This window comes from Arthrobacter sp. NPDC056691, from assembly GCF_042791415.1.
GTDB lineage: Bacteria > Actinomycetota > Actinomycetes > Actinomycetales > Micrococcaceae > Arthrobacter.
On sequence record NZ_JBHTXX010000024.1, the window covers coordinates 45,426 to 69,330 of the forward strand.

General features: G+C 67.9%; 25 protein-coding genes, 1 tRNA gene and 1 riboswitch. Of the genes, 11 read left to right on the forward strand and 15 right to left on the reverse strand.

Going from position 1 to position 23,905, the window contains the following annotated elements:
* The first annotated feature begins 47 nt into the window (after positions 1-47).
* Positions 48-1,076 carry a hypothetical protein gene (locus ACFRAU_RS17685; protein WP_378000898.1) on the forward strand — a complete coding sequence of 343 codons (1,029 nt, stop codon included), beginning with the start codon at positions 48-50 and terminating at the stop codon, positions 1,074-1,076.
* Positions 1,077-1,099: 23 nt separating this feature from the next.
* Complete coding sequence (locus tag ACFRAU_RS17690; RefSeq protein WP_378000899.1) at positions 1,100-1,597, forward strand: GNAT family N-acetyltransferase; 498 nt, start codon at positions 1,100-1,102, stop codon at positions 1,595-1,597.
* A gap of 4 nt (positions 1,598-1,601) precedes the next feature.
* Here ACFRAU_RS17690 and ACFRAU_RS17695 read toward each other — a convergent pair whose 3' ends face one another.
* From ACFRAU_RS17695 to ACFRAU_RS17705, 3 genes are read right to left on the reverse strand one after another with little or no spacing between them, the layout of a single operon-like run.
* Positions 1,602-2,405, reverse strand: coding sequence for an energy-coupling factor transporter transmembrane component T family protein (locus tag ACFRAU_RS17695; RefSeq protein WP_378000900.1), 804 nt, complete (start codon positions 2,403-2,405; stop codon positions 1,602-1,604).
* Positions 2,402-4,066 carry an ABC transporter ATP-binding protein gene (locus ACFRAU_RS17700; protein ID WP_378000901.1) on the reverse strand — a complete coding sequence of 555 codons (1,665 nt, stop codon included), beginning with the start codon at positions 4,064-4,066 and terminating at the stop codon, positions 2,402-2,404. The genes ACFRAU_RS17695 and ACFRAU_RS17700 overlap by 4 nt, the downstream gene beginning before the upstream one ends.
* Positions 4,066-4,686, reverse strand: coding sequence for an ECF transporter S component (locus tag ACFRAU_RS17705; RefSeq protein WP_378000902.1), 621 nt, complete (start codon positions 4,684-4,686; stop codon positions 4,066-4,068). The genes ACFRAU_RS17700 and ACFRAU_RS17705 overlap by 1 nt, the downstream gene beginning before the upstream one ends.
* A 72-nt stretch (positions 4,687-4,758) precedes the next feature.
* A riboswitch (TPP riboswitch) is annotated at positions 4,759-4,902 on the reverse strand.
* Between the two features lie 119 nt (positions 4,903-5,021).
* On the opposite strand from ACFRAU_RS17705, the gene ACFRAU_RS17710 reads away from it, so the two are divergent.
* Together ACFRAU_RS17710 and ACFRAU_RS17715 are read left to right on the forward strand one after the other, a co-directional pair.
* Complete coding sequence (locus ACFRAU_RS17710; RefSeq protein ID WP_378000903.1) at positions 5,022-5,573, forward strand: heme-degrading domain-containing protein; 552 nt, start codon at positions 5,022-5,024, stop codon at positions 5,571-5,573.
* Positions 5,574-5,630: 57 nt separating this feature from the next.
* Positions 5,631-5,894: a DUF4235 domain-containing protein gene (locus tag ACFRAU_RS17715; RefSeq protein WP_378000904.1), complete on the forward strand. Its 264-nt coding sequence runs from the start codon at positions 5,631-5,633 to the stop codon at positions 5,892-5,894.
* A gap of 15 nt (positions 5,895-5,909) precedes the next feature.
* Here the strand turns inward: ACFRAU_RS17715 and ACFRAU_RS17720 are convergent, their stop codons facing one another.
* From ACFRAU_RS17720 to ACFRAU_RS17755, 8 genes are all read right to left on the reverse strand, one after another.
* Positions 5,910-6,116, reverse strand: coding sequence for a helix-turn-helix domain-containing protein (locus ACFRAU_RS17720; RefSeq protein WP_377994724.1), 207 nt, complete (start codon positions 6,114-6,116; stop codon positions 5,910-5,912).
* A complete protein-coding gene (locus ACFRAU_RS17725; RefSeq protein ID WP_378000905.1) occupies positions 6,116-6,595 on the reverse strand; it encodes a DUF2975 domain-containing protein in 480 nt (159 codons plus the stop codon). Before ACFRAU_RS17725 ends, ACFRAU_RS17720 begins: the two co-directional genes overlap by 1 nt.
* A 90-nt stretch (positions 6,596-6,685) precedes the next feature.
* Positions 6,686-7,102: a monovalent cation/H(+) antiporter subunit G gene (gene mnhG, locus ACFRAU_RS17730; RefSeq protein ID WP_378000906.1), complete on the reverse strand. Its 417-nt coding sequence runs from the start codon at positions 7,100-7,102 to the stop codon at positions 6,686-6,688.
* Positions 7,092-7,370 (reverse strand): monovalent cation/H+ antiporter complex subunit F, encoded by a 279-nt coding sequence (locus tag ACFRAU_RS17735; RefSeq protein WP_314194345.1) that lies wholly within the window; start codon positions 7,368-7,370, stop codon positions 7,092-7,094. The genes mnhG and ACFRAU_RS17735 overlap by 11 nt, the downstream gene beginning before the upstream one ends.
* Entirely contained in the window at positions 7,367-7,912 is a 546-nt protein-coding gene (locus tag ACFRAU_RS17740; RefSeq protein ID WP_377994721.1) for a Na+/H+ antiporter subunit E, read from the reverse strand. The genes ACFRAU_RS17735 and ACFRAU_RS17740 overlap by 4 nt, the downstream gene beginning before the upstream one ends.
* A complete protein-coding gene (locus tag ACFRAU_RS17745; protein WP_377994720.1) occupies positions 7,909-9,498 on the reverse strand; it encodes a Na+/H+ antiporter subunit D in 1,590 nt (529 codons plus the stop codon). Before ACFRAU_RS17745 ends, ACFRAU_RS17740 begins: the two co-directional genes overlap by 4 nt.
* Positions 9,495-10,100 carry a Na(+)/H(+) antiporter subunit C gene (locus tag ACFRAU_RS17750; RefSeq protein WP_378000907.1) on the reverse strand — a complete coding sequence of 202 codons (606 nt, stop codon included), beginning with the start codon at positions 10,098-10,100 and terminating at the stop codon, positions 9,495-9,497. The genes ACFRAU_RS17745 and ACFRAU_RS17750 overlap by 4 nt, the downstream gene beginning before the upstream one ends.
* Positions 10,097-13,180, reverse strand: a complete 3,084-nt coding sequence (locus ACFRAU_RS17755; RefSeq protein WP_378000908.1) for a Na+/H+ antiporter subunit A — start codon at positions 13,178-13,180, stop codon at positions 10,097-10,099. Before ACFRAU_RS17755 ends, ACFRAU_RS17750 begins: the two co-directional genes overlap by 4 nt.
* Before the next feature lie 190 nt (positions 13,181-13,370).
* Between ACFRAU_RS17755 and ACFRAU_RS17760 the strand changes: the two genes are divergently transcribed.
* The 3 genes from ACFRAU_RS17760 to ACFRAU_RS17770 all read left to right on the forward strand — a co-directional run bounded on the left by ACFRAU_RS17760 (position 13,371) and on the right by ACFRAU_RS17770 (position 16,567).
* A complete protein-coding gene (locus ACFRAU_RS17760) occupies positions 13,371-14,774 on the forward strand; it encodes an MFS transporter (protein ID WP_378000909.1) in 1,404 nt (467 codons plus the stop codon).
* 120 nt (positions 14,775-14,894) lie between these two features.
* Entirely contained in the window at positions 14,895-15,377 is a 483-nt protein-coding gene (locus ACFRAU_RS17765) for a cation:proton antiporter regulatory subunit (RefSeq protein ID WP_377994716.1), read from the forward strand.
* A gap of 5 nt (positions 15,378-15,382) precedes the next feature.
* Positions 15,383-16,567, forward strand: coding sequence for a cation:proton antiporter (locus tag ACFRAU_RS17770; RefSeq protein WP_377994715.1), 1,185 nt, complete (start codon positions 15,383-15,385; stop codon positions 16,565-16,567).
* Between the two features lie 78 nt (positions 16,568-16,645).
* On the opposite strand, the gene ACFRAU_RS17775 is transcribed toward ACFRAU_RS17770, so the two are convergent.
* Both ACFRAU_RS17775 and dcd read right to left on the reverse strand, forming a co-directional pair.
* A complete protein-coding gene (locus ACFRAU_RS17775) occupies positions 16,646-17,587 on the reverse strand; it encodes a hypothetical protein (RefSeq protein WP_378000910.1) in 942 nt (313 codons plus the stop codon).
* 152 nt (positions 17,588-17,739) lie between these two features.
* Positions 17,740-18,315 carry a dCTP deaminase gene (gene dcd / locus ACFRAU_RS17780; RefSeq protein ID WP_102973424.1) on the reverse strand — a complete coding sequence of 192 codons (576 nt, stop codon included), beginning with the start codon at positions 18,313-18,315 and terminating at the stop codon, positions 17,740-17,742.
* A 106-nt stretch (positions 18,316-18,421) separates the two neighbouring features.
* Here dcd and ACFRAU_RS17785 point away from each other — a divergent pair, with 106 nt between their 5' ends.
* Positions 18,422-20,281, forward strand: a complete 1,860-nt coding sequence (locus ACFRAU_RS17785; protein ID WP_378000911.1) for a CAP domain-containing protein — start codon at positions 18,422-18,424, stop codon at positions 20,279-20,281.
* Positions 20,282-20,381: 100 nt separating this feature from the next.
* Here ACFRAU_RS17785 and ACFRAU_RS17790 read toward each other — a convergent pair whose 3' ends face one another.
* The gene (locus ACFRAU_RS17790; protein ID WP_378000912.1) at positions 20,382-20,828 is read right to left on the reverse strand and encodes an SRPBCC family protein; all 447 of its coding nucleotides are present in this window, start codon (positions 20,826-20,828) and stop codon (positions 20,382-20,384) included.
* Between the two features lie 242 nt (positions 20,829-21,070).
* Here ACFRAU_RS17790 and ACFRAU_RS17795 point away from each other — a divergent pair.
* A tRNA-Gly gene (locus tag ACFRAU_RS17795) sits at positions 21,071-21,144 on the forward strand.
* A 27-nt stretch (positions 21,145-21,171) separates the two neighbouring features.
* Here ACFRAU_RS17795 and ACFRAU_RS17800 read toward each other — a convergent pair.
* Positions 21,172-22,500 (reverse strand): MFS transporter, encoded by a 1,329-nt coding sequence (locus tag ACFRAU_RS17800; RefSeq protein WP_378000913.1) that lies wholly within the window; start codon positions 22,498-22,500, stop codon positions 21,172-21,174.
* Between the two features lie 132 nt (positions 22,501-22,632).
* On the opposite strand from ACFRAU_RS17800, the gene ACFRAU_RS17805 reads away from it, so the two are divergent.
* Positions 22,633-23,487 carry a LysR family transcriptional regulator gene (locus ACFRAU_RS17805; RefSeq protein ID WP_214845461.1) on the forward strand — a complete coding sequence of 285 codons (855 nt, stop codon included), beginning with the start codon at positions 22,633-22,635 and terminating at the stop codon, positions 23,485-23,487.
* A 148-nt stretch (positions 23,488-23,635) separates the two neighbouring features.
* Positions 23,636-23,890, forward strand: coding sequence for a hypothetical protein (locus tag ACFRAU_RS17810; protein ID WP_076803676.1), 255 nt, complete (start codon positions 23,636-23,638; stop codon positions 23,888-23,890).
* Positions 23,891-23,905: the final 15 nt, after the last annotated feature.

Genomic DNA, 23,905 nt, shown 5'->3' on the forward strand with positions numbered 1-23,905 from the left:
TGACCCGACGCGTATCCGGGAGCAAGCTAGCGGTACCTGTTGCGGCCATGAGGGAACGGGAGGCCGCCCTGTCCATCTTCAGCTCCGCAGTGTTGACCAGGAAGCGCCCGGCGGGGCGCCGGGCTTCAGCGCTGCTGTCCTTCATGGTCGCCACTGCCGTGGGTTTCATCCCGGGCCCAAGGCTCGACGACGGCGCTCCGCCGGCACCCGATTCAACCGTCGCCCAGGCGTCACCGGGGGCTTCCGCCATTTCCGGAGGCACTGCGCAGGCGCAGCCGCCGGCGTCCCGGCAGTCGGCGCAGCCGGTGGACCGGCAGCCCGCACAGCAGGCGCCAGGTTCCGCTCCGCCCCGCCCTGGCAACGAAACCCCTGGCAATGAAACCCTGCTGGGCAACGATGTCTCCTGGCCACAGTGCAATGACGTCCTGCCTGACGACCCCGCGTTCGCAATTGTCGGGGTCAACAACGGCCTGGCGAACACCACGAACCCGTGCCTCCACCAGCAGCTTGACTGGGCGGATGGCTCGGCGGGCGGAACCGGCCAGCCGCGCCTGGCGCTCTACGTGAACACGGCCAACCCGGGACTGCGGGGCACCTGGTGGCCGACGAACAACGAATACGGCGGCGAGGCCGTGGCCAACCCCTACGGCACCTGCCAGGGGCAGGAGGACGCCGCCTGCGCCTACATGTACGGGTACGCCAAGGCTTTCGACGACGCCTACCTCCGCACCATCTCCGAGCCCGGGACGTACCTCTGGTGGCTGGACGTGGAGACGGGCAACAGCTGGTCAGGCGACAGGAACGCGAACCGGGCGGACCTCGAAGGCATGGCGGACTTCTTCCACAGCATCGGCGCCAGGGTGGGCATCTACTCCTCCGCCCGGCAGTGGGGACAGATTGTGGGCGAAGTGGGCTCAGCCAGCAGCCTCTATTCCCTGCCAAGCTGGCTTGCCGGGGCGCACACCGCCGCCGATGCCAGGGACATGTGTTCCGCGGCGCCCCTCACCCCGGGCGGCAACGTGGCCCTCACCCAGTTCGTAGCCGACGGTTTCGACCACGACCACTCCTGCATCTGAAGTGCAGCACTAGACTCGGCCGCATGGATCACACCTGCCGCGTGCGCCTGGCCGCACCCGAAGACGCTGCGGACCTGGCCCTGCTCCATCTGGAATGCTGGCGCGAAACCTACGCGCACCTGCTCTCACCGGGTTTCATGGCCCGTCAGGGTACGGAAGGGCGGCTGGCGATGTGGCGGCAGCTGTTGGACGGTCCGCACGCAGGCCACCAGTTCGTAGCGGCCGACGGCGGCAAACTGGTGGGCTTTGCCGGCTCGCTTCCACCCGAGGACGGGGTGCGGCAGCAGGCCGAGCTCTGGGGCATCTATCTCCTCGCCTCCCACCATGGCAGGGGGCTGGGCCAGGCATTGCTCGACGCCGCGATCGGGAACGAACCGGCTGGGCTGTGGGTCGCCGAGGACAACCCGCGCGCCCAGGCCTTCTACCGGCGCAACGGCTTCGTGTTCACCGGCGCCAGGGACACGATCGAGGACTGGGAAGGGCTGGCCGAGGTCCGGATGGCGCGGCCGGGACGGCTATAGGCTCCTAGGAGCCCTCCAGCCACACCATGTGCCAAGTGCCGGCCCAGAGCGCGGCAGCCACGGCGCTGGCGGCGATGAGCACCCCGCCCAGCACCACCCAGACGTCCAGCACACTGTAGGTGGACACGCGCGCCCAGGTCCGGCTGGCTCCGCCGAATCCGCGGGCCTCCATGGTCACGGCAAGCCGGGTGGCGCGGCGGATGGCCTGGACGAGGAGGCCGAAGCTCTGCCCCAGGGTGGCGCGCATCCGCTGCCAGGGGTTCCCGCGCGATCCGACGCCGCGGGCGCGCCGGGCCATGCCGATGGTCTGCCATTCCTCGGCCATGAGCCCGACCAGCCGCATCGCCGCCAGGGTCCCGAGCACGAAACGGTGCGGCAGCCGCGCCTTCTGCGCGAGGGCGTCAGCCAGGTCGGTGGGGTCGGTGCAGCTCATCAGAAGCACCGCGGGCAGGGCGATGGCCAGGCCCCGCAGCAGGAAACCCAGCCCCAGCTGAAGGGAACCTTCGCTCATGGACCAGAGTCCGACGTCGAGCAGTATCCTTCCGCTGTCCGGCGCCAGGATGGAGGTGCTCCAGCCGCCCACGGCGGCAGCCAGGATCAGCGGCCACCCGCGCTGCCAAAGCAGTGAAATCGTCAACCCGGCCAGCGGAAAGACCAGCAGCTCGCACACGAGCGCCACCGAGGCGGACATCCAGTCGATGGACAGCGCCAGGGCAAAGGTGACCAGGAAGACCGCGGCGAATTTGGCCAGCGGATTGGCCCGGGTCAGCACCGCGCGGTTTCCTTCGAGTGTCAGTGCTTCCCTCATGTCGTCGCCTGTTCTGCTGCCGGCCCGGCTGGTCTGGACCCGACGGGTCCGGGTCCGCGCCTGCTGCCGGAGCCCAGCCGCAGCTCGGTGCCGCCGAGCACGTGGGTGAACTCCTCGTCGTGGGTCACGGACACCACGGCCGTGCCGGCGTCGAGCAGTTCGGAAAGGAACGAGGCAAGCTCCGCCCAGGTGTTGGCGTCCTGACCGAAGGTGGGCTCGTCCAGGACCAGCACCTGCGGGTGCGCCGCCAGGACGGTGGCAACAGAGAGCCGGCGTTTCTCGCCGCCGGACAGGGTGTACGGGTTGGCGTCCACCAGATGGGTGAGCCGCAGGCGCTCCAGCAGCTCGTCGACGCGCTCTTCACCGTGGCCCAGATGGCGCGGCCCGAAGAGCAGCTCGTCCAGGACGCGGCCGGTAACGAACTGGTGCTCGGGCTCCTGGAATACCGTGCCGATCCGGGAGATCAGCTGCTCGGCCTTCCACTTGTAGGGGTCGATGCCCGCGCCGGCGCTCAGCTCAACGGTCGCGGAGACCTTGCCGTCCACGGCCGGCAGCAGCCCGGCGAGGGTCAACGCAAAGGTGGACTTGCCGGCGCCGTTGGGACCGGTGACGGTCAGCGCCTCACCGGCCCGGACGTGCGCCGTGACGTCCCGCAGAACCGGCTCGGGCGGCACGGAGCGGAAGCCGCGGCGCCGGGGTCGTTCCCGCGAGACGGCGAGCTTTTCAGTGGCCAGAAGTAATTGGCCACTGAAAAGCCCGCCGGCACTCCCGGAGGCTGGCGCAAGACCGGAGGCCGGCGGCACGGTCCCGGCGGAACGGCGCCGCGTTTCAGGAATGTAGCCCGGGACCCACACGCCGGCGGCGGTGAGCATCCCGCGGGCCTGTTCGAGGACCTCGTCCGGCGTCCCGTCGATCAGTACCGCGCCGTTCGTGGCGGACCCCGGCTGCAGCACCACGATGCGGTCCACCAGGTCTTTCCACGCGGCAACCCGGTGCTCCACGACCACCAGGGTGGCTCCGGTCTTGTCGAGGCAGCGGCCCACGGCGTCCCGGACTTCCAGGACGCCTGCGGGGTCGAGGTTCGCGGTCGGCTCGTCCAGCAGGATCAGCCCCGGACGCATCGCCAGGATGCCTGCAAGCGCCAGGCGCTGCTTCTGGCCGCCGGACAGGACCGACGTCGGGTGGTTCAGCGGCAGGTGGGACAGTCCGACGTCGTCCAGTGCCTCGTGCACGCGGCGCCAGATCTCGTCGCGAGGTACGGAGAGGTTTTCGGCGCCGAAGGCGACGTCGTCGCCCAGCCGGGAAAGGACCACCTGGGTTTCCGGATCCTGCTGCATGAGGCCGGCGCGGCCTCGCTGTGCACGCGGCGGTGCTCCGTCGATGAGCAGCTCACCGCTCTCGTCAGCATCGTCGCGGTCGGTTGCACCGCCGTCGTCCGCCGGGCTGCCGCCCGAGTCACTGTCCCCCAGCACACCGGCCAGGGCGTGCAGCAGCGTGGACTTGCCGGCCCCGGACGGGCCCAGCAGCAGGACCCGTTCGCCGGGCCGGATGTCCAGGTCCAGGGCGTGGACGGCGGGTTTGGTGCGGCCGGCGTGGCGCCAGCCCCAGCCGCGGGCGTGTACCGCGGCGGGGCGGACGCCGCCGTCGTGTTGTCCGGGCATTAGGAGAAGACGGGCTCCGTGGCTGCCTTGCGGGACGCAAAGGAACTCAGTACGCCGGTCTTGGCCAGGCCGCGGGTGGCGATCCAGGACAGGGCACCGGCGATGACCGCGCCGGAGATGGCACAGAACACGATGTACGCGAGCTTGTCGCCGGAGGTGTAGGCGATGTTCCAGCCCCACGGTGCGAAGGAGTCGTTCAGGCCGCAGAACAGGCCCGCGCCGGCACCCGCAAGCAGCGAAGCCGGGAGGTTGAACTTCCGGTACACCAGGGCGGCGAACACGAGCTCCGCGCCCAGGCCCTGGAGGACACCGGAGATCAGCACCGTGGTGCCGTACTGCGAGCCCATGATGAGCTCGCCGGTGGCCGCCACCGTTTCGCAGAACAGGGCCGCGCCGGGCTTGCGGATGATGAGCATGCCCAGCACCGCCGGGATCATCCAGCCGCCGGCGTACAGGCCGCTCAGGGGCGGGTAGACGGCGTTGACGGGGGTGGAGATGAGGTTGGCGCCCTGGGACCAGGCCCAGAAGATCACGCCGCCGGCAACGGCGATGAGCGCCGCTACCACGATGTCCGCCACGCGCCAGTTGTAACTGGTCTTCTTGATTGCTGCAGTTGTCATGATGGTCCTCCTGAGGAACAGGAGGGGAAAGCGTTCCCCCGGCTGCCGGTGGCTGGGCCACCTGCTGCCGGGCGCTCTGAGAACTCGACTCCCTTGCGCCGGTACTAGCCGGATCAGGTTCGAGGGTCTGCGGCTGTCCGCACTCTCAGCGCCCATCCACGGTTGCGCTGGCAACTGCCTTTGCATCCCGACGGCGGCGCTCCCCTGTCGTGATAAATCTGCCCTTGTGGGCTGGTCCAGTTTACACCTCGGCGGGCCCGGAATCCCGGGGCCGCCGTCACAATCCAGAAGCCTTGCCGCACCGCCGGAACAGCCGCCCGGAGTACATTGGGGCCATGACGCTACAGGACTCCGGCAGCACTGCCCTGCCCGCCTTTGACCCCGATTCCGCCGAGGACCAGCCGGCGGGATCCCTGGCAGCCCTGATCGGTCAGATCGAGGGTGAAATCGCCGAACTGCAGTTCCCGAGGTTCAGCAAGGACGATGCCCTGGCGCTCGGCCTGGAACTGGTTGAACGCGGCAAGGAGGACCGGCTGCCCATCGCCATCGATATCACCAAGGGCGAACAGGTCCTGTTCCACGTGGCACTCGAGGGTGCCACCCCGGACAACGAGGGCTGGGTCCGGGCCAAGCAGCGGACTGCCGTGCGCTACGAGGAGCCGTCGCTGCTGGTGGGTCTTCGCGGCAGGGCAGGCGGCGGACGGATCGAGGAGAACGCCTGGTTCGACCAGTCCACCTACGCCGCCCACGGCGGAGCCTTCCCCATCTATGTTCGGGATGTGGGAGCGGTGGCCGTGGTCACGGTCTCCGGGCTGCCGCAGAAAGCGGACCACGACCTCGTGGTGCAGGCATTGCGGGAAATCCACCGGTCCATGCGGAGGGGCTAGCGTTTGATGCGGATAGGCTAGGGAAAGACCAGTGTTCACCACGCGAGGAGTTCCGGAATGAGTCTCTTGATCAAACTGCTTGGCACGGGCATCAGCCTGCTGGCAGGGTTCGCCGGCACCAAGGCCGTCGATACCATCTGGGAAAAGGTCACGGGGCAGAAGCCTCCCAAGGGTGACAAGGACGATGTCCCCACGACGCTGCGTACGGCCCTGACGTTTGCCCTCGTCTCCGCGTCGGTCAGCGCGGTCATCCAGGTACTGGCCAACCGCGGCACCCAGCGGGCCATCACCCGCTTCGCCAAGACCCAGGACATCGTCTAGGCACCGGCCCGGCCGTCAGTCCTCGACCCACTCGAGCAGGTCGCCGGGCTGGCAGCGGAGCACCCTGCACATCGCCTCCAGCGTGCTGAAGCGCACGGCCTTAGCCCGCCCGTTCTTCAGCACGGCCACATTTGCCGGCGTGAGCCCGACCCGGTCGGCGAACTCCCCCACGCTCATCTTTCGTTTGGCCAGTTCGACGTCGATACGCACCACGATGGGCATCAGATCACTGCTTCCATGTCGGTCCGCAGTGCCGTGGCCTGCCGCAGCAGCGCGCGCATCACCACCATGAGCAGCCCGATGACGGCGCCGCCGACCAGCATCAGCGTCAGCAGCATGGGCACCCCGGGATCATCCGCGTTCAGCACGATGAAGACGAAGACGCCGGCCAGGAGGACCCACGCGGTGAGCACTGCCCACACGATTGCGTCCACCCAGGCCAGGGCTGCCTTGCTGAAGATGCGGTCCCGCCTGACCATGGTGAGGAGTTTCCAGGTGCTCACGATCACCACCTGCACGCAGGCCACCTCCACCACGGCGAAGACCGTCAGCGGCCACCTCAGATACGCATCGGCCGGATTCTGCTCCGCCATGTAGGCAAATTGCCCGGGCAGGGACAGGGTCTGGAACACCACCAGCAGGCCGAAGGCCATGACCAGCAGGACCCGAAGCGCGGTGACCGCCAGGTTTGTCATATTCATGGATCGAGTATCGCTGGTTTACTATCGAATTTCAATCGACTACGACGGCGGGTACCCGCGTCCCTGCTTCGACGGGCTCAACCAGCGGACTTAGCCGGCGGGGCGGTTACCGCCGTCGTCCGCTTCCGATTCCCGGGCCGCCTTGGCGGCCTTCACCACCACGGCCTCCAGCTCATCGGTGCTGAGCAGCTCCTTATGGAGGTGCTTGGTGCGGTAGCCGGCGCGTCCCACCATATGGGCAGAGACCGGCACCGTGAGCAGCTGGAAGATCCATGCCACCAGCAGCACCGGCCACACCCACCACGTGCGCAGTTGCAGCCCCACCGCCGCCAGCAGCAGGAACAGACCAAGCACCTGGGGCTTCGTGGCGGCGTGCATGCGGCTCATCAGGTCCGGGAAGCGGAGCAGGCCGAGGGCGGCGGCCAGGGACATCAGCGCGCCCACCACCATGAACACGGCCGAAACAGCGTCGATCACCGCATCCACGGCGTTCGGTTCAGGACTCATTGGGCTGCTCCCGCCGGTCTGCCACGAAACGGGCCACTGTTACCGAGCCGATGAACCCGATCACGGACACGGCCACCACCAGCATCAGGTTGTTCAGGTGCCGGTTCACGGCCATGTCGATGCACAGGGCCGCGCCGAGGATGGCCAGCAGCACGTCCGCCGCGAGGACCCGGTCCAGAAGTGACGGGCCGCGGGCGATGCGGATGATCGCACCCGCCGCCGCGAGGGCCAGCGCCACAGCCGTGACGGTGAGGACCAACTCCATCATGCGCCTACCTCCTGCTTCAGTGCGGCAAGCTCTTCCTTCGTTCCCATGATCCGGATGAGCCCCGCCTCGGTGTCGCGGACTTCCTTGCGCAGTTTGAGGACATCCTCCCCGTTCCGGACGTTCAGTCCGTGGATGTAGAGCGTGGACGTGGACCTGTCCACCTCCACCACCAGCGACCCCGGGATCAGGGAGATCACGTGGCCGGTCGCCGTCACCATCAGGTCCGAATGGCTGCGCAACGGAACGGCGACGACGGCGTTGGTCACCTTGGGCCCCTGGGCCACCGCCAGGTAGAACACCTGGCAGCTGGCGGCCACCACCCGGCCGAGGAACACCACCGCGAACGGAACGGCCCGCAGCACGTTGAAACGGCCGCTCAGCTCCACCGGCGGCAGGTAGAAAAGGCGCGCCACGGCAATCGCCAGCAGGGCGCCGAAGAGCAGATTGCCGGGGCTGAAGTCCTGCCAGAGGGCTCCCCAGACGATGACCAGCCAGACCAGCAGCGGCAGTTCCTGCCGCAGGGACACCCTCTTTCGGCTCATTTTCCGCCCCCGCTCAGCGCCAGCGCCGGGACGGGCGCGCCGTCACCAAGCACCGCCTGGATATAGGCGGACCTGTCCAGCATGGCCGCGGCCGACTGGTCCGCCACGCGGAAGAGCGGACCGGCGAAGACTGTGAGAGCCACACCCAGCACCACCAGGCCCAGCGTGGACCCCACCATGGTGCGCGGCAGGAGGCGCACCGCCGTCGCGCCGCCATCCGGGGCGGGAACGGCGAGGAGCACCGGATCGGGGTGCTCCGCGTCTTCGGCCTTGCGCCAGAACGCACGGTTCCACACGCGGGCAACGGCCAGCAGCGTCAGCAGGCTGGTCAGCACGCCGCCGATCACCAGGGCGTAGGCCAGCGGGGTGCCCAGGCCGATGCCGGCCTGCATCAGGCCAAGCTTGCCCAGGAAGCCCGAGAACGGCGGGATGCCCGCGAGATTCATGGCCGGAACGAAGAACAACAGGGCCAGCAGCGGGGACAGTTTGGCCAGCCCGGCCAGCCGGTCCACGGAGGAGCTGCCGCCGCGGCGCTCTATCAGGCCGGTGACCAGGAAGAGGCTGGTCTGGATGGTGATGTGGTGCGCCACGTAGAACACAGCGGCAGCAAGGCCGGCGACGGAGGACATCGCCAGGCCGAACACCATGTAGCCGATATGGCTGACCAGGGTGAAGGACAGCAGACGCTTGATGTCGCTCTGCGCGAGCGCGCCCAGGATGCCCACCACCATGGTCAGCAGCGCCACCACCATCAGGGGTGTGTTGAGGCTGTCGCCGGGGAACAGCAGGGTTTCCGTGCGGACCATGGCGTAGACGCCCACCTTGGTGAGCAGGCCGGCGAACACGGCCGTGACCGGCGCCGGCGCGGTGGGGTACGAGTCCGGAAGCCAGAAGGACAGGGGGAACACCGCGGCCTTGATCCCGAAGGCCACCAGCAGCATCACGTGCAGGAGCGTCTTGGTTCCCTGGTCCAGTTCCGTGAGCTTGATGGCCAGGTCCGCCATGTTGATGGTGCCGGTGGCGCCGTAAACCATGGCGATGGCAATCAGGAACAGCACCGACGACACCACGGAGACCACCACATAGGTGACGCCCGCCCGGATGCGCGGGCCCGTGCCGCCGAGGGTCATCAGCACATAGCTTGCCGTCAGCAGGATCTCGAAACCGACGTAGAGGTTGAACAGGTCCCCGGAGAGGAACGCGTTGGAGACCCCGGCGACGAGGATCAGATACGTGGGGTGAAAGATCGACACCGGGGCGTCCTGGTCGCCGTCGGCCATGCCCTGGCCGGTGGCATACACGAGGACGGCGAGGCTCACCGCGGAGGACACCACGAGCATGAGCGATGAGAACTGGTCCACCACCAGGACGATTCCCCACGGCGGCACCCAGCCGCCAATGTTGACCGCCGCCGTGCCGCCGTTCCAGACCGACGCCAGGAGCAGGCACTCCAGCAGCAGGGTGAGCGAGAGCAGGGCGATGCTCACGGCCCGCTGCGCGCGGGAATGCCGGATCAGCACGAACGTCAGCGCCGCACCCAGGATGGGAAGTACGACGGCGAGCGGGGCAAGGCTTGCGAGGTTCACTTCGCCCCTCCATCGGTGTCAGTGTCTTTACCTGTGGCTGTGGTTGTGACTGTGTCTGTGGCTGTGTCTGTGTTGCCGGATCCCGGTTTCTCCTCCAGCGCCGCGTGTTCCGCCAGGAGGGGCCGGCCGCCTGCCTCGACAGTCGCCGTCGGCTCCGTCCCGGCGGAACCGTCCGGTCCGCCCATGGGCAAGGGGAACTCGGAGGTTTCCACGGGGATGACAGCGTCATCCTCGGCGTCGAAGCTGGGGGTCTCGGCCACGCGGCGGTCCTCGATGTCGTCCTGGATGTCGTCCTGGCGGGCAAGCACCCAGGTCCGGTAGATGATGCCCAGCATGAACGCGGTCACGGCGAAGGAAATGACGATGGACGTCAGGATCAGTGCCTGCGGCAGGGGGTCGCTGTAGGACACGGGGTCAGTGTCCTTGCTGAAGAAGGGCGCCAGCCCGGCGTAGCCGCCGGTGGCGAGGATCAGCAGGTTGGTGGCGTTGGCCAGCAGCATCAGCCCCAGCAGCACGCGCGTGAGGCTGCGTTCCAGGATCAGGTAGATGCCGCAGGCGTAGAGGGCGCCCATGACGGTCAGCAGGGTCAGGTTAACGGTCATGCGGTGCCGCCTCGGGTGGATCCGGCCGGGATGCCGCCGGGCACTTCTTCCGCGCCCTCATCGCCCTCCTGCGCATCCTGCGGCAGGGGGCGTTCCTCAAAGTGCTCGTCGATCTCGGCGCCAAGGCTGCGGAGCACATCCAGCACCAGGCCGACGACGACGATGTACACGCCGGTGTCGAAGATGGTGGAGGTGACGAATTTGATGTCGCCGAAGACCGGCAGCCAGAACTCGATGATGGCGCTCTGGAACACCTGACCGCCCAGCAGGACGGGGGCGGCCCCGGACAACGCGGCCGTGGCAAGGCCAATCCCGAGCAGGGTGCCAGCGCTGATGGGGGTGGCTTCCCGCAGTTCGAAGCGGCCGCCCGCAAGGTAGCGCAGCGTGAGGGCCAGCCCGGCCATGAGGCCGCCGGCGAAGCCGCCGCCGGGGAGGTTGTGCCCTGCCAGCAGCAGATAGAGCGAGAAGATGATCATCGAGTGGAAGATCAGCCGGGTGACCACTTCGAAGATGATGGAGCGGCGCTCCGGTGCCAGGGTGCGCCCGGCTACGAGCCACGGATCCCGTGCGGCCGCGGCGAACTTCCGGGTCAGGGCCAGTGCGGCACCGTCCCTCGAGGACTTGTCCACGCCGTGGCGGCGGCCGACAGTCCCCTCGGCCACAGCGGATGAGGTGCGCAGCCGGTCACCGCGGCCCCGGACGAAAATGAGGCTGGCCACGCCGGTGGCTGCCAGCGCCAGCACGGAGATCTCACCGAAGGTGTCCCATGCGCGGATGTCCACCAGGGTGACGTTGACGATGTTGAGCCCGCCGCCGCCCTCGTAGGCCAGCTTGGGGAACTCGAGGGAGACGGGCGTGGCGATGCGGGCGCCCATGGCGTGGATGGCGGCGAAGACCATGGTGGCGCCGAAGGACAGGCCGATGATCACGCGGACCACCCGGTATTTGCCCCGGGTCCGGTCCCGCAGCTCCGCCGGGAGGCTGCGCATGGCCAGCACGAACGCCACCAGGATGATCGTTTCCACGAGCATCTGCGTCAGGGCCAGGTCCGGCGCGCCCTGCAGCGCGAACATCAGGGCGATGCCGTAGCCGGTGACGGAAACCATGAGCACGGCCAGGAAGCGCTTGTTGGCCCGGACGGCGGCGAGTGCCCCAATCACGATCCCCGCACCCGCCACGAGCTGCAGGGGCGAGTTGGGGTCGACGAAATACAGCCCTTCGGGAAGCGGCTTGTTCGCGGCGATCAGGGCGGACAGGGGCAGGACGAAGGCGACGCTGAGGATCACGGCCAGGTAGAAATACAGCGAACCACGCTGCGTGCGTCCGGTGATCCACACCGCGACGTCGTCCAGCGCGCCGATGGTCAGCTGGTAGCCGCGGTCGGCGTCGAACCAGGGCGGAACGGCGCTCTGGATCCGGTCCACCACCGCCCGTCCGTAGAACATCGCCGCGCCGGCGGCGAAGGTGATGGCGGTCAGGCCCAAGGCAGGGGTCAGCCCGTGCCACAGCGCGAGGTGCCCCGCGGCACCTGCCGCAGTACCGGCGTCGGCCGTTCCCGCGCTGAGCGTTCCCTCGGTAAACAGGGCCGCGTACGGCTGGATCCAGGCATCCACCGGAACCGGCCACAGTCCGTACACCACAGTCAGGCCGCTCAGTACTGCCGGGGCCGCGAGGAAGGCGGGCCGGATGGCCTTGAACGGGGTGCGCTCGACACCCGGTTTCACGGCGAAGGCGCCCCACATGAAGCGCGCGCTGTAGGCGAAGGTCAGCACGGAGCCGAGCACCACGCCCGCGAGGACCACTGCGCCCCAGGGGCCGTAGCCGGGCTCCCCGGCGAAGTGCACGAACGCCTCAAGCACCGACTCCTTCGCCACGAACCCGCCCAGCAGCGGGATGCCGGCCATGGAGGCGGCGCCGACCCCGGCCACGATGCCGAGGGCCCGGGACGAGCGGAAAACGCCCGAAAGCTGGCGGATGTCGCGCGTGCCGGACTGGTGGTCGATGATGCCCACCACCAGGAAGAGCGTTGCCTTAAAGAGCCCGTGCGCGAGCAGCATGGCGAGGCCGGCGAGCGCGGCGTCGGGCTTGCCGAGCCCCACCACCATGGTGATGAATCCCAGCTGGCTCACGGTGCCGTAGGCCAGGATGAGCTTGATGTCCGTCTGGCGCAGAGCCCGGTAGCCGCCCACCAGCATCGTGGCGAGCCCCAGCCCGAGGACCATCGGCAGCCAGTAGGCGGTGTCCGTGAAGCCCGGGGCAAGTCGCGCCACGATATACACGCCGGCCTTCACCATCGCGGCGGCGTGCAGGTACGCGCTCACGGGCGTTGGCGCGGCCATGGCGCCCGGAAGCCAGAAGTGGAAGGGCACAAGCGCGGATTTGGTCACCGCACCGATCAGGATGAGGACGACGGCGGCGCCCACGGCTCCCGATGCCGGTCCGGAGACCAGCCCGGGCGCCTGCTCGAGGATGGCCGAGATCCGGTAGGTGCCGGCGCTGGCGCCGAGCATGATCAGGCCGACGAGCATGGCCAGGCCGCCGGCAGTGGTGACCATGAGGGCCTGCAGCGCGGAGCGGCGGGCGGCAAGCCGTGTCCGCGCGTAGCCGATCAGGAGGTAGGAAAGGACCGTGGTGAGTTCCCAGAAGATGAACATCATCAGCAGGTCATCCGCGGTGACCAGCCCGAACATGGCCCCGGCGAATGCCAGCAGCTGCGCGCCGAACCCGCCGAGGTAGCTGTCCTTGTCCTTGAAGTACCGTGCGCAGTAGACCAGCACCAGGGCGCCCACGCCCAGCACCAGCAGGGACATGACCCAGGCCAGGGCATCCATGCGGAAGGCGAATTCGATGCCGAGGCTTGGGATCCAGGGTGCGGTTTCGGCGACGGCTCCGGCTTGTGCGGGGGCTCCCGTTTTTGCAGGAGCTCCGACGCCGTAGACGGCGGCGTGCTGGAACAGGAGCCAGATGAATGAACCGGCGGGGACCGCGGCCAGCGCATAGAACGAGTTTCGGCCGAACTTCCGGAAGACGAACGGCGCCACAGCGGCCACCGCGAAGTGCACGGCAAGGACTGTGATCACTGGTATCTCCGCAAAGTCAGAATTCGGTTATCAAAAGTTGGAGCAGGCGGTCATTCGTTGGGTTCGGTCCCGACAGTTTATCAAGGGGGCGCCGACAGTTTTGCCCGCGCTGGCCAGCCGCAACGCAAGTTTCGCCAGCCTGCGGGAGAGTTTCCGTTCGCTGTTCGCCACGGGCGGATAGCATCGGCCTATGAACTCCGCAGCCGCATCCGAGGCCACGCAGCCGTCGTCGGAACTTGAAGCAGGGCCGCAGGCCTCCGGCAAGGGCCGCGTCCTGGCCTGGGCGGCGTGGGACTGGGGGTCCGCGGCGTTCAACGCGGTCATGACGACGTTCGTCTTCACGGTCTACCTGACGTCCCAGGCGTTCGGCGGCGAAGACCGCGCCTCGGCGGTGCTCGGCGGAGCACTGGCCATTGCGGGGGCGGCCATTGCGCTGCTCGCGCCTGTCACGGGCCAGCGGTCCGATACCGGGGGCCGCCGCAAGCTCTGGCTGGGAGTGAACACGGCCGCCGTCGCGATCCTGACGGCATTGTGCTTCTTCGTGTTTCCCCGCCCCGAGTTCCTGCTGCTGGGAGTGTCCCTGATCGCCCTCGCCAACGTGTTCTTCGAATTTGCGGGCGTCAACTACAACGCCATGCTGGCGCAGATTTCGACGCCGCGGAACATCGGCAAGGTCAGCGGTTTCGGCTGGGGCATGGGCTACCTCGGCGGCATCGTGGCACTGCTCATCGTGCTTCAGCTTTTCGTGCAGCCGCGCTTCGAGTGGTTCGGCGCCGCCACCCAGGACAGCCTGAACATCCGGCTGGTGGCTGTGTTCTCCGCCATGTGGTTCTTCATCTTCGCACTGCCGGTGATGTTCGCAGTTCCGGAGCTGCCCAAGCCGAAGCGCGCGGCGAGTCTTGGGTTCCTGGCGTCCTACGGGCTGCTGGCGCGCAGGATCAAGGCCATCTACCGGACCAGCCCGCACACCATCTTCTTCCTGCTGGCGAGCGCCATCTTCCGGGACGGGCTGGCGGCGGTCTTCACCTTCGGCGGGATCATCGCGGCCGGCACCTTCGGCTTCGCGCTGCCGCAGGTCATCTTCTTTGCGATCTTCGGCAACATTGTGGCGGCCGTGGGCGCGATCATCGGCGGCTTCCTGGACGACAGGGTGGGGCCCAAGGCCGTGATCATCGGCTCGCTCACCGGCCTCCTGGTCGCCGGAACGGTGATCCTGGTGCTGGGCAACGACAACCACACGTTCTTCGGGGTGCCCTGGTCAGGCTCCACGACGTTCTGGGTTTTCGGCCTGTTCCTTTGCCTCTTCGTCGGGCCGGCCCAGTCCTCCTCCCGCGCGTACCTGGCCCGGCTCGCCCCGCAGGGCGAATCCGGCGAGCTCTTCGGCCTGTACGCAACCACTGGCCGCGCGGTCAGCTTCCTCGCCCCGGCCCTGTTCACGCTGTGCATCACCGTTGCCACCCCCCTGGTGGCGCAGGGCGACGCGCAGCGCTGGGGCATCCTGGGCATCATGGTGGTGCTGCTCTCCGGGCTCCTGGTCCTCCTGCCCGTGAAGGCCCCGGGCGAAACCGAGATCGCCGTGGTCCCCCAATCCTGACCCGGCTCCCAGCGCGAACGAACACTTAAGCCCGAGTCCCGAGCGCGAACGAACACTTAAGCCCCGGGCAGGGCACGCAGTTTCAGCCGAAATCGCAGGTTCGCGGACTACGCTGATGTTATGTACATGGAAGAGACAGACCTCCCCGGCTTGGGCAGGCGCAAGGACTTCATGACCGCATCCGGCCGGCGGATCGGGGTGGTGGAACTGCGCGAGGGCCAGACCGAGCTGTTCGTTTCCACCTGGGATGACCCGGACACGTGCCAGGCCTCGATTCCGCTGACCGGCGAGGAGGCGGCATGCCTGGGGAACCTGCTGGGAGGCCAGCACCTTGCCATGACGCTGACCGAGGCCCACCGGGAAGTTCCCGGCATCGCCACCCGGCAATTCTCCATTGCCGCGGACTCCCCGTTCCAGAACCAGCCCATGGGCAAAGCCCGCATCCGCACAAGGTGCGGCGTTTCGATTGTGGCGATCATGCGTGAAGGCGAGGTGGTTCCTTCGCCAGGCCCCGACCTCCTCCTTCACCCCGGCGACCTGCTGGTCGCCGTCGGCACGCAAGAGGGGTTGGACGCTGCGGCCGACATCCTGCGCAACGGCTGACCCTCATGGACCGCGTGGCCCTGTCTCTCATCGAACTGGGGGCAGTTGTCTTCTGCCTTGGCCTGCTGGCGAGGCTGGCAGGGCGGATAGGGATGTCCCCCATTCCGCTGTATCTGGTGGGTGGGCTGTGCTTCGGCGCCGGTGGCGTGGTGGAGCTGAGCGGCATGAAGGAGTTTTCCCATCTCTCGGGTGAGATCGGCGTCATCCTGCTGCTACTTATGCTCGGGCTGGAATATACAGCGACGGAGCTAGTGACCGGCCTGCGCAGGTCATGGAAGGCCGGCATCCTCGACTTCGTCCTGAACTTCGTTCCCGGCGCTGCCCTGGCCGCCCTCCTCGGGTGGGGAGTCGTGGGCGCCATGGTTATGGGCGGCGTCACGTACATATCGTCGTCGGGCATCGCGGCCAAGGTCATCACGGACCTTGGCCGTATCGGTAACCGCGAGACGCCCGTGGTCCTCTCCATTCTGGTCTTCGAGGACCTGGCCATGGCCATATATCTGCCGATCCTCACCGCCACGCTCGCCGGCGTCAGCTTCCTGGGCGGCCTGCAAACCGTCGGCGTCTCGCTGGCGGTGGTCACGGTGGTGCTGCTGGTCGCCCTGCGGCACGGACACCACGTCTCCAAGGCGGTACACAGCGAGAATTCGGAGGTCTTCCTGCTGAACCTGCTGGGGGCCGCCCTGCTGGTATCGGGCGTGGCCGCAGTACTGCAGGTGTCCGCCGCGGTGGGCGCCTTCATGCTCGGTATCGCGATCTCGGGCGCCACGGCCCATAGTGCAACGCGCATCCTTGAGCCGCTGCGGGACCTCTTTGCCGCCATCTTCTTCGTGGCGTTCGGGCTCAACACGGACCCCACCTCCATCCCACCGGTGCTGGCATGGGCACTTGCCCTCGCGGTGCTCACCGCCGCCACCAAGATCATCACCGGGGCATGGGCCGCCAAGCGAGCAGGCATCGCGCGGCCAGGCCGCTTCCGCGCCGGGGCCGCGCTGATAGCCCGCGGCGAGTTCTCCATTGTCATCGCGGGCCTGGCGGTGACCTCCGGGGTGGTTGCGGACGAGCTCGCGGCCCTCGCCACGGCCTACGTCCTGATTATGGCGATCCTGGGGCCGCTGGCTGCCCGCTACATCGAACCCCTCGTCAAGAAGTTCTCCCGCCCGGCGCGGCCGGAACCCGTCCGGGCCTGAGCTAAGCGGGTCCGTATTTACTAGGGCCCATCGAGACGTGAGATCTCGACATTTAGCTAGCCCCGAAGCGACGAAATCTCACCTCTCGGCGCGCCACCCGCACCGCACCAACGCGTCCAGCACCCGCTGTGCGCACCCGTCGTACCCCCAGGTCCTGACCTGCGTCGCCGTGATCGTCACCGAAGTCCAGCCGATCGCCGCAATGGACTCGTCCCGGCGGATGTCTGATTCGCGCTGGCGCGGTTCAAGGTGGTGCCGGCCATCGTAGTTCACAGCCACCTTGAACTCCGGAAAGGCCATGTCCGGCCAAGCCAACTCCCAGCCAGTTGCATCCGTGATCACATAACCCAGTGCCGGTTCGGGCAGGCCCAGCCTGCCCAGCGCCAGCCTAAGCCGGGTCTCGGGCGCCGAGTCCGCACCCACTCTGGCCAGGCCCAGCGCCGTCCTGGCCTTGCGGATGCCCCGCGCGCCGCTGCCGTCCTCCACCTGTTGCTCCAGATCGGCTAGGGAACACAGCGCCAATTTTCGTGGGCCAAAACTTCGGGACTGGCTGCAGATGAAGAAGTCGGCCGCAACCACCAGGTCTTCGAGGCCGAGAATGGCGGCGAGATCCAGCCAAGTCCGCGCCGGGCCCGTGACGGGAATGCCGTTGAGCTCGGTGAGGTCGGTGTCATGCAATTCGAGCCGATGGCCGGCCACGCCCTTGCGGACGGGCCGGTTTCCGCCGTCGAACCGCGCCAAATGGACGCGCAAGTCAGTCTGGACACTCCACGGAAGCGGGCACCTCCACAGCCGGCCGGCGGTCCCTAGGCAGCAGGCAGCCGACGGACAGACGCCGCAAAGCAGCCGACAGGTGTGCGTGAAGTCCTGCTCGACATCCCACGGAACGCGCACCCCGCGGCTTGCCACCCGGAGGTCGCTGCGCCAGGCGCGTTGCGCGGCAACACCGGCGGAACGCTGCTCATCGAGCGTGAACGACCTGCCCGCGAGCAGGCCAGGCAGTGGTGGCGGCTTTCTCATGGGCCATTGTGTGCACGTCAGGCGAGGTCATCCGCAGTTATCCCCAGTGTGGAGGAGGGGTGCCGAGGGCGTCCTGCCATCGGGAGGTGAGATCTCGGCGCTTACGAAACCGCTAAGCGTCGAGATCTCACGTCTGGGCGAAAGCGCCGCCGTTAAATGTCCGTCCGGTGGAAGTTCAGGTGGCTGCGGCTCGCAGTGGGTCCGCGCTGGCCCTGGTACCGGTTGCCGTACTCGCCGGATCCGTAGGGGAACTCGGCAGCGGAGGACAGCCGGAAGAAACAGAGCTGGCCGATCTTCATGCCCGGCCACAGCTTGATGGGCAGCGTGGCCATGTTGGACAGCTCCAGCGTGACGTGGCCTGAGAAGCCGGGGTCGATGAAGCCGGCTGTGGAGTGCGTCAGCAGGCCGAGGCGGCCAAGCGAGGACTTGCCCTCGAGGCGCGCGGCGATGTCGTCCGGCAGCGTGACGGTTTCGTAGGTGGAACCAAGCACGAACTCGCCGGGGTGCAGGATGAACGGTTCGCCCTCCTCCACCTCCACCAGCCGGGTCAGCTCAGGCTGCTCTTCGGCGGGGTCGATGTGGGCGTATTTGTGGTTGTCGAACAGCCGGAAATAGCGGTCAATCCGCACATCCACCGAGGACGGCTGGACCATCGCGGCTTCGTACGGATCGAGGACGATCCGTTCGGAATCAATTTCGGCACGAATGTCGCGGTCAGAGATCAGCACACCCTCAAAAATACCATTGCCGCCCCACTTCCCTGCCGCTAGTGTTGCGTGAACAATCAGGCTGACGGTCTCACGTCACACGGCCAGAAATAGAGCTGGGGATATTTTGAACAGGATTGCGGCCAAGGCCGCTGTTGCACTCGCCTGCGCCCTCGCGCTGGCGACTCCCGCGGCCAGCGGCCTGCCAACCATGGCAACGGCCGGCAGTTCCGCCACGGCAGCCGCTGTGACTGGCTCTACTTCCGCCGCACCGGAAGCCGCCCCGGCGCGGCCCCGGGTCACGCCCGACGACGGCGGGCCGGCCACCGCGGCCCCCTCACCCGGGCCTCCACTCACCGGAGCTGCTGACACCGGAGTTGCTGAGACCGCCCCGCACGCCGCAAGGCCGACGGGGACGACGGCGGCCGTACCGGCCCCAGCGCCGGTCACTGCCCAGGAAGCGCCCGCCGCGCCAAGCCACGCCACACAGCCCGAGCCCGCGCAGACCACTCCAGCGCAGACCACTCCAGTGCAGCCCGTTCCAGTCCAGACCACCCACCCCAGAGCGCCCACAGCGCCCGCGGGCCCGCCGGAGCCGGCCTCCATTCCGCCGCTCTCAGCCCCCGCCGGCGCCTTTGCCGCGCCGCAGTACACGGCCCGGACGGAACCGGGCGCCCCCGCAAAGGGCCTGCTGACACCGCAGGCGCTGGTGCCGGACAGCAACGCCGTCCAGGTGGCCGCCGTCTTCAACGCCATCAACACCTACCGGGCTTCCCTCGGACTGCCGGCCGTCAAGTACCACGCAACCGTCGCCGGCATGGCGCAGGAGTGGTCGGACAGCATCGCCGCCCGCGAAGTCATTGAACACCGGGCCAACTTCTGGACAGATGCGCGCGCCCTGAGCCCCACCAACGGCGCCGGCGAGGTCATTGCCGTCCGCTGGGACCGCGACGCCGCGCAGCTCGTCGAATGGTGGAAGAATTCGCCGGCCCACAACGCCATCCTCGCCGACCCCCGGTTCAACGTGGTCGGCATCGGCATCACCTTCACCGACGGCAACTGGCAGACCACGCCCAGCCGCTACACCATGTGGGGTGTGGTGAACTTCTTCGGCTACTCGGCCCTGCCCGCGGGAACCACTGCCGCCCCGGGCGGCAGCACCCCGGTTCCGGTGCAGCCGACGGATGTGTGCGAGCCGCTGGTGAAGCATATGCCGCCCACGCTGGACCTGGCCACGGCCGCCATCCGGAGTGCCGGGGACATCGTGTCGGTCGACGCCGCGGGGCAGCTCATCAACCGGCCCGCACTGGGCGCCGGGCAGTTCGGTCCGCCCGAAACCATCGGCACCGGCTTCACGGCCGCGCGGCAGGTCTTCGTTACAGACTGGGACCGGGACGGCGTTTACGACGTGCTGGCGCAATGGTCCGACGGCCGCCTCACCCTGTATCCGGGGCAGCTGGCGGGCGGGTTCCTGCCGCCGGTCACGCTGGGGCAGTCCGGCTGGGCGGGCATGACCCTGGCAGTCGGCGGATGGTGTTCCACCAACCGGCTTCCCGAGCTGCTGGCACTCGACGCCGACTCGAACCTCTGGCTCTACCCCAACCGGGGCACCGGCGATCTGGTCCAGCGGACCCTCATCGCTTCCGGTGTGTCCGCCACACGGCTCGCCATGATGGATTACGACGGCGACGGTTTCCAGGACCTGCTGGCCCGCCAGGGCGACGGCGGCGTTCTGCTCTACCGGGGTTCCGGGGGACCGTCGCCCAGGGCCGAGTCGCGGACTCTGGTCGCCAGCGGGTGGGGCGACGTGACAGCCGTCCGCGCACTGCACGGCGTTACCGGCGCCTACTCTGTCGGACTGGTCCTGCAGCGCACCGGCATCGCCGGTCAAGCCGGCCCCGTGCAGTACTGGAACCTCGACGCCGGAGTGCTGTCGCCGCCGTCGGCCATCCCCGGAACGTGGGCAGGCCAGCAGCTGGCCCAGTAAGCGCGCAGCGGAACAAGTATTTGTCCAGATATTGGCCCCAAAAGACCCTTGAACTCGCGGTATCTGGACATAAACTCCGTCCGGCGGACGTACGGAAGTCTCAGTCCGCCGTCGTGCGTTCTTCGATGACGCCGGGAAGCCTGGCGAGCTGTCCCACGGCTGCCCGGAGCTGGCGCCGGTATGCCGGCCGGATGAAGCTCCAGAACCCAAGCGTCGGGGCCTCCAGCGCGAACCGCACCCGGGTCCCGGCGCTCTCGGTGCTGAGGTAGAAGCCACCGCGCAGGAGGGACGGGCCGGCCACCACCTGGAACTGGATTTCGGCGCCGGGCCGTGCCTGGGTGATCTCGTAATCGCGGGCCACCGGCCAGCCCCGGGGACCGTCAAGGGTGACCTGGTACCTTGCACCTACAGTGCCTGCGCTGCCCGAACTGAGCCCTGCGCTCCGGACGCCGGCCTGCCATCTGGGCAGATTCGCGCCGTCCAGGAGGAATGAGTAGACCGTCATGGCGTCGCGCGCAACGAGGACCTCGTGTTCTGCACCTGCCATGGGGATCCTTTTTCGACGTCGGGCCTGCCTTGCGTAGCCCGTTCCCCTTACTGCAGCTAACGAGATTCAGGATAGTCAGCTGTGCCGGCGCATGGCCGCACACCGCCCGGGCCTTTACCGAACAGTTACGGGAGGCTTTCGGCCCGGTTGGCCGGCGCGCGCGGACTCGGGATCCAGATGGCCGGCGTCACTGTCCAACTGCGCTAAGCTAGGTTCTGCCCCGGGCAGTTTCCGGTGCGACTGCGGCTGTAGCTCAATGGTAGAGCGCTAGCTTCCCAAGCTTGATACGCGGGTTCGATTCCCGTCAGCCGCTCCACCCCCTTTGAAGGCGCCGTCTGCGGCGTCATGCCGCCCGGCGCACCACGCGCAGCAGTCCCCGCCGGCTCCGCAGATCCACCTTGAGCGTCAGCTCACCTTTGCGGGCAAGCACGACGGCGACAGTCGCCGCCGCGAGCGCCGGCACCCCTCCCGCCACCAACAGGCCGGCGTGCGGATCCAGGTGCTCGGCGATGAAACCGATCATGGGTCCGCCGAGGGCCTGGCCGCCGATCAGCACCATGATGTACAGGCTCATCACGCGGCCGCGGATGCTCATGTTGGAGCTGGTCTGCACCAGCTGGTTGGACGCGGTGAGGAACATCAGGCACCAGAACCCGGACAGCACCAGTGCGGCGCCGAAGAGCGGCAGGGTGGGGACGGAGGCGGTCAGGCACAGCATCAGCCCGTACATGCCGGCCGCCAAGACCACTGACCGCAGCCTGAGCTGCCGCCGCCTGGTGGATGCCACCGCGCCGGCCAGCGCCCCCAGTGCCACCAGCGCATTCAGCATGCCGTAGCCGCCCGCGCCGATGCTGTACACGCGGTCCGCGAAGGCGGCGAGCAGCACCGGCAGGCTCATGGCGAACACGGAAATGAAGCCCACCATGAGCCACGGCCAGTAGATGGTGGGCTTGCTCAGCGCGTACCGCAGCCCTTCCCGCAGCATTCCCTTGGACTTGGGCGCCGGCGCGCTGACGAACAGCTCGTCCCGGCGCAGCAGCAGGAGCATGGCCACGGTGGAGCAGCAGGCCGCCGCGTTGGCGGCGAAGGCCCAGCCGGCGCCGACGGCGGTCAGCAGCACCCCGGCGATCGCCGGACCGATCAGCCCGCCCAGCTGGAAGGTCGTCGAGTTCACGCTGATCGCGTTGCGCAGGTAGCGCGGCCCCACCAGTTCGTGGACGAACACCTGCCGGGCGGGCTGGTCCAGCACGGTGACCAGGCCTAGCACCAGGGCGATGACGTAAACGTGCCAGACCTCGATCCGTCCTGTGAGCGCGAGGACGGCGAGGGCAGCGGCCAGGACAGCGGCGGCGGATTGGCACAGAATGAGGATCCTGCGCTTGGAGAACCGGTCCGCGACCATCCCGCCCCACGGTCCCAGCAGCAATGACGGCAGAAACTGCAGCGCCACGGTGAAGCCGACGGCTGTGACGGATCCGGAGAGTTGGAGCACCAGCCAGTCCTGGGCGATCCGCTGCATCCAGATGGCGATGACGGCAATGAAGTGGCCCGTGGCGAAGAGCCTGAAGTTGGGGACCCGGAGTGAGATGAAGGTGTGACGCCACGGAAGGCGTTCACTGACGACGGCGACGGGCTGGGTGACGGTGGCCAGTGGCGGCGGTGGGGGTGTCACAGGGGTTCCTCAAGTAAGCGGTCCGACGGGGGATGCCCTCAACGCTATGGCGCCCTTCTACGATTGTGGAAGACTATTGCTCCAATAACTATCATTGCTGAACGTAATGATGCCCGCCCTCGAGGAGGACGATTGTTCGAACCGGCCCAGCTCCGATCGTTCCTCGCGGTTGCCGAAACGCTGAGCTTCACCAAGGCTGCAGAACGTCTTGGCCTGGCCCAGCCGACGGTCAGCCAGCACGTGCGCAAGCTTGAGGCTGCCGCCAAGCGGACGCTCATCAGCCGGGACACCAGGGACGTCAGGCTGACGGACAACGGCGATGCCATGGCCGGCTTCGCGCGGAGCATCCTCGCGGCACATGATGCCGCGGCCCGCTACTTTTCCGGTTCGGCCATGCGCGGACGCCTGCGCTTCGGCACCGCGGACGACCTCGCCATCACCGGCCTGCCGCGTATCCTGCGCGAGTTCCGGCAGATCTACCCGCAGATCAACCTCGAGCTCACCGTCGGCCAGAGCGATCAGCTGTACAAACGCCTGAATTCCGGCCAGCTGGACCTCGTCTTCGTGAAGTGGGTGGCCGGCGCCAAGGACGGCACCGTGGTCCAGCACGATACGTTTTCCTGGGTGGGCCTCGAACAGACCGCCCTGGAGCCGGGCCACCCCGTGCCGCTGATCGCCTACCCCGCGCCCAGCCTGAGCCGCAAACTTGCCATCGATGCGCTCGAATCCGTGGGCAGGACGTGGCGCATCACGTGCACCACCAAGCAGATCAGTGGCGTGCTGGCGGCCGTCCGCGCCGGCATCGGGGTGGCGGTGATGCCGTCCTCGCTGGTGCCCGAGGATCTGAAAATCATCACACGCCGCTTCGAGCTGCCGCCGGTGGGGGATGTCGATTTCACGCTGATCAGGAACCCGCTGGCGAACGCCGAGGTTATCGACGCCCTGACCCAGGCCATCATGGGAAGGACCCTGAAGAAGCCCGTTTAGCAGGGCTGCGGCTGGAAAAATGATTGATAACGGTTCGCAGCTGGCTTATGCTGTGACTGTTGCGGTCATGCAGCGGCCGATAACACACAGGTTTCGAAAACGAACATTGCTTGGCAACGAAGCCCGCGTTGTTCGGGATAGGTACGCCGTGACCACAGCCGCAAACCCCCGTTATACCCGCCACTCCATGACCGTCGACGCCGAGTACGTCGGCCAGCCCAACTGCGAAAAGTGCGGAACAGACGAGTTCATCTACCTCGAGTCCTTCGTGCCCGCCAAGCACCGGCAGGACGGCACCGTCCGGAAGCTGGGCGAAGTCGCGTACACCTGCACCCGCTGCGAGGACTTCTCCGCACACAGCGTTCCCGCGTCGTGGGCCCCACCCGGCTGGTATCTGGGTTAAGCAGCAAAACAGGCA